Origin of the sequence: Streptomyces palmae (assembly GCF_004684805.1) — a bacterium.
Lineage (GTDB): Bacteria > Actinomycetota > Actinomycetes > Streptomycetales > Streptomycetaceae > Streptomyces > Streptomyces palmae.
Map to the genome: position 1 here is coordinate 1 of NZ_SRID01000489.1, position 4279 is coordinate 4279.

The following is a 4279-nucleotide window of genomic DNA, read 5'->3' on the forward strand; positions in this document are numbered from 1 at the left end:
GGGCGGGGCCCCGCCGGCGGCGCGCGGGGAGACCACCCGGCCGGGGGCGGCCTCGCCCTTGGCCAGCCGCAGCCCCACCAGCGAGGCCGGGCCGGCGCCACCGGTGGCCTCGACCGCGCCGGGCCGGGAGTCGGGGAAGCCGGCCAGGATCCGGGCGGTCTCCTTGAAGGTGCACAGCGGGGCGCCGCGGGTGGGCTCCACCGGGCGGCCGGCGCGCAGGTCGTCGACGAGGCCGACCGCCGACTCGGGGGTCTGGTTGTCGAAGAACTCCCAGTTGACCATCACCACGGGCGCGAAGTCGCAGGCCGCGTTGCACTCGATGTGCTCCAGGGTGACCTTGCCGTCCTCGGTGGTCTCCCCGTTCGCCAGCCGCAGGTGCTCGCGCAGCGCCTCGAAGATGGCGTCGCCGCCCATCACCGCGCACAGCGTGTTGGTGCACACCCCGACCTGGTAGTCACCGGACGGCTTGCGCCGGTACATGGTGTAGAAGGTGGCGACCGCGGTGACCTCGGCGGTGGTCAGGTCCAGCAGCTCGGCGCAGAACCGGACGCCGGTGCGGGTGACGTGACCCTCCTCGGCCTGCACCAGGTGCAGCAGCGGCAGCAGCGCGCTGCGGCTGCCGGGGTAGCGGGCGATCACCTCGCGGGCGTCGGCCTCCAGCCGGGCCCGCACCTCCGGCGGGTAGTCCGGCGCGGGCAGCTCCGGCATCCCCAGGCTGACCTCTGAAGCGCTCACCGGTCGACGCCTCCCATCACGGGGTCGATGGACGCCACGGCCACGATCACGTCGGCGACCTGGCCGCCCTCGCACATCGCGGCCACGGCCTGCAGGTTGGTGAAGGACGGGTCGCGGAAGTGGACCCGGTACGGGCGGGTGCCGCCATCGCTGACGACATGCACGCCCAGCTCCCCCTTGGGCGACTCGATCGCCGTGTACACCTGGCCGGCCGGCACCCGGAAGCCCTCGGTGACCAGCTTGAAGTGGTGGATCAGGGCCTCCATGGAGGTGCCCATGATGTTCTTGATGTGGTCCAGCGAGTTGCCCAGGCCGTCCGGGCCCAGTGCCAGCTGGGCGGGCCAGGCGATCTTCTTGTCCGCCACCATCACCGGCCCCGGCCGCAGCCGCTCCAGGCACTGCTCGACGATCCGCAGCGACTGGCGCATCTCCTCCAGGCGGATCACGAAGCGGCCGTAGGCGTCGCAGGTGTCCGCGGTGGGGATGTCGAATTCGTAGTTCTCGTAACCGCAGTACGGCTGCGCCTTGCGCAGGTCGTGCGGGAGTCCGGCGGCCCGCAGTATCGGGCCGGTGATGCCCAGCGCCATGCAGCCGGACAGGTCCAGGTAGCCGACGTTCTGGGTACGGCCCTTGAAGATCGGGTTGCCGGTGGCGAGCTTGTCGTACTCCGGCAGGTGCTTGCGCATCCGCTTCACGAAGGCGCTCACCTGGTCGACCGCGCCGGGCGGCAGGTCCTGGGCGAGGCCGCCGGGCCGGACGTAGGCGTGGTTCATCCGCAGCCCGGTGATCAGCTCGAACAGGTCCAGGATCAGCTCGCGGTCCCGGAAGCCGGTGAACATCACGGTGATCGCGCCGAGTTCCATGCCGCCGGTGGCCGCGTACACCAGGTGCGAGGAGATCCGGTTGAGTTCCATCAGCATCACCCGGATCACCGAGGCCCGCTCCGGGATCTGGTCCTCGATGCCCAGCAGCCGCTCGACGCCCAGGCAGTACCCCACCTCGTTGAAGAAGGGCGTCAGGTAGTCCATGCGCGTGACGAAGGTGGAGCCCTGGGTCCAGTTCCGGTATTCGAGGTTCTTCTCGATGCCGGTGTGGAGGTAGCCGATGCCGCAGCGGGCCTCGGTGACCGTCTCACCGTCGATCTCCAGGATCAGCCGGAGCACCCCGTGGGTGGAGGGGTGCTGCGGCCCCATGTTGACGATGATCCGCTCGTCGTCGGCCTTGGCCGCGCCGGCGACGACCTCGTCCCAGTCGCCACCGGTGACGGTGTAGACGGTGCCCTCGGTGGTCTCGCGCGGGCCGGCGGTCGACCGCGGCCCCTCCGGCGAGGGGTGGCCGGGCGACGGGCGGGAGGAGTGGGGAGCAGACATCAGCTGTACGACCTCCGCTGGTCGGGAGCCGGGATCTCGGCACCCTTGTACTCGACGGGGATGCCGCCGAGGGGGTAGTCCTTGCGCTGCGGGTGGCCCTGCCAGTCGTCGGGCATCATGATCCGGGTGAGCGCGGGGTGTCCGTCGAAGACCAGGCCGAAGAAGTCGTAGGTCTCGCGCTCGTGCCAGTCGTTGGTCGGATAGACGCTGACGAGCGAGGGGATGTGCGGGTCGCTGTCGGGCGCGGTGACCTCCAGCCTGATCAGCCGGTTGTGGGTGATCGAGCGCAGGTGGTAGACGGCGTGCAGCTCGCGGCCCTTGTCGCCGGGGAAGTGCACTCCGCTCACCCCGGTGCACAGTTCGAAGCGGAGGGCCGGGTCGTCGCGGAGGGTGCGGGCGACCAGCGGCAGGTGCTCGCGGGCGATGTGGAAGGTCAGCTCGCCGCGGTCCACCACCGTCTTCTCGATCGCGTTCTCCGGCAGCAGCCCCTGCTCCTCCAGGGCGCCTTCGAGCTCGTCGGCGATCTCGTCGAACTCGCCGTAGCCCTCACCGCCCCGCGGCCCGCCGTACGGGCGGCTCGCCGCGCCGGGCAGCCGCACGGTGCGGACCAGGCCGCCGTAGCCGGTGGTGTCGCCGCCGTTGTTGGCGCCGAACATGCCCTTCCGTACGCCGATGACCTCACCGGTGTCGCCGCGCTGGCCGGGCAGGTTCCGTGCGTCCGGCTGCTCTTCGCTGGTCACTGCGCCCCTCCGTACTCCCTCGAAGACTCCCTCGCGTCGCTCACCGCAGCAGCCCCTTCATCTCGATCGTGGGGAGCGCCTTGAGCGCCGCTTCCTCCGCCTCGCGGGCCGCCTGCTCGCGGTTGACGCCGAGCTTCTCCTCGCGGATCTTCTGGTGCAGCTTGAGGATCGCGTCGATGAGCATCTCGGGCCGGGGCGGGCAGCCGGGCAGGTAGATGTCGACCGGCACGACGTGGTCCACGCCCTGCACGACCGCGTAGTTGTTGAACATGCCGCCGGAGGAGGCGCACACGCCCATGGAGATCACCCACTTGGGGTTGGGCATCTGGTCGTAGACCTGGCGCAGCACCGGAGCCATCTTCTGGCTGACCCGGCCGGCGACGACCATCAGATCGGCCTGGCGCGGTGAGCCCCGGAAGACCTCCATGCCCCAGCGGGCGAGGTCGTAGCGCGCGGCTCCGGTGGACATCATCTCGATCGCGCAGCAGGCCAGACCGAAGGTGGCGCCGAAGACCGACGATTTTCGGGCCAGCCCGGCCATGTTCTCGACCGTGGTGAGCAGGAATCCGCTCGGCAGCTTCTCTTCGATACCCATGCGATGTGCCCTCTCTCCCGTTGGCTCCGCTCGGGCCCCGGGGGCCCTAGTCCCACTCCAGGCCGCCGCGGCGCCAGACGTAGGCGTAGGCGACGAAGACGGTGAGTGCGAAGAGGAGCATTTCCACGAGTCCGAACAGCCCCAGCGCGTCGAAGGTGACGGCCCAGGGGTAGAGGAAGACGATCTCGATGTCGAAGACGATGAAGAGCATCGCCGTCAGGTAGTACTTGATCGGGAAGCGCCCGCCGCCCGTGGGCTGCGGCGTGGGCTCGATCCCGCACTCATAGGCCTCGAGCCGGGCTCGGTTGTACCGCTTGGGGCCCACGATCGACGCCAGGATGACGGAACCGATCGCAAAGGCTGCCCCTAGTGCTCCCAGTACGAGGATGGGCGCGTACGCGTTCACCGTCCTCGCTCCCTTCGTCGACGATGACTGTGGGCTCTCCCGGCCGGGGCCGGGGTGGACTTCCGCACCAGGCAGGCGCACCGCCGCATAGAAGATCGTGTCTATGTGAGGCAGTTCACAAGCCCGATTCGCCTGCATCCTATGCCTGTCGCTCTGTGATCTGCGACACGGGTACGCGAACGACTTTGTGATCTCCACCACCTGACGAAGGATCATGAAGTCGGATGAGCGGTGATCTTCATACGCGAAGCGTTCGAGCGATCACGATACGTGACAATTCATGCCGTCATCGCAGGTCGAAGCGGTCTGGCTATATCAAGAGATTACTGCTACGAGCAAATTCGCGATGGACGTCGTCAACTGATATAGGAACGCAACCCACCGGGGGGATGCTTTGTGACCCGCCGCCGCCGGGCCGCCCCCACCCACTCCC

The 4279-nt window shown here is 69.1% G+C and carries 5 protein-coding genes; all 5 read right to left on the bottom strand.

Translation table 11 applies throughout. From position 1 onward, the window contains the following. On the bottom strand, positions 1 to 708 hold a 708-nt coding region (gene nuoE, locus E4099_RS29715), incomplete at its 3' end, for an NADH-quinone oxidoreductase subunit NuoE (protein ID WP_135342212.1). Positions 709 to 731: 23 nt separating this feature from the next. Further along, a complete protein-coding gene (locus E4099_RS29720; RefSeq protein WP_135342208.1) occupies positions 732 to 2105 on the bottom strand; it encodes an NADH-quinone oxidoreductase subunit D in 1374 nt (457 codons plus the stop codon). After that, positions 2105 to 2845 carry an NADH-quinone oxidoreductase subunit C gene (locus tag E4099_RS29725; RefSeq protein WP_135342209.1) on the bottom strand — a complete coding sequence of 247 codons (741 nt, stop codon included), beginning with the start codon at positions 2843 to 2845 and terminating at the stop codon, positions 2105 to 2107. Before E4099_RS29725 ends, E4099_RS29720 begins: the two co-directional genes overlap by 1 nt. A 40-nt stretch (positions 2846 to 2885) precedes the next feature. Beyond that, complete coding sequence (locus tag E4099_RS29730; protein ID WP_135342210.1) at positions 2886 to 3440, bottom strand: NuoB/complex I 20 kDa subunit family protein; 555 nt, start codon at positions 3438 to 3440, stop codon at positions 2886 to 2888. Between the two features lie 46 nt (positions 3441 to 3486). Beyond that, positions 3487 to 3846, bottom strand: coding sequence for an NADH-quinone oxidoreductase subunit A (locus tag E4099_RS29735; RefSeq protein ID WP_135342211.1), 360 nt, complete (start codon positions 3844 to 3846; stop codon positions 3487 to 3489). Between the last annotated feature and the right edge of the window lie 433 nt (positions 3847 to 4279).

Bases quoted from the DNA above. Each gene is read 5' to 3' on its own strand.
- E4099_RS29720 (WP_135342208.1), bottom strand. From the start codon at position 2,105: ATGTCTGCTCCCCACTCCTCCCGCCCGTCGCCCGGCCACCCCTCGCCG.
- E4099_RS29730 (WP_135342210.1), bottom strand. From the start codon at position 3,440: ATGGGTATCGAAGAGAAGCTGCCGAGCGGATTCCTGCTCACCACGGTC.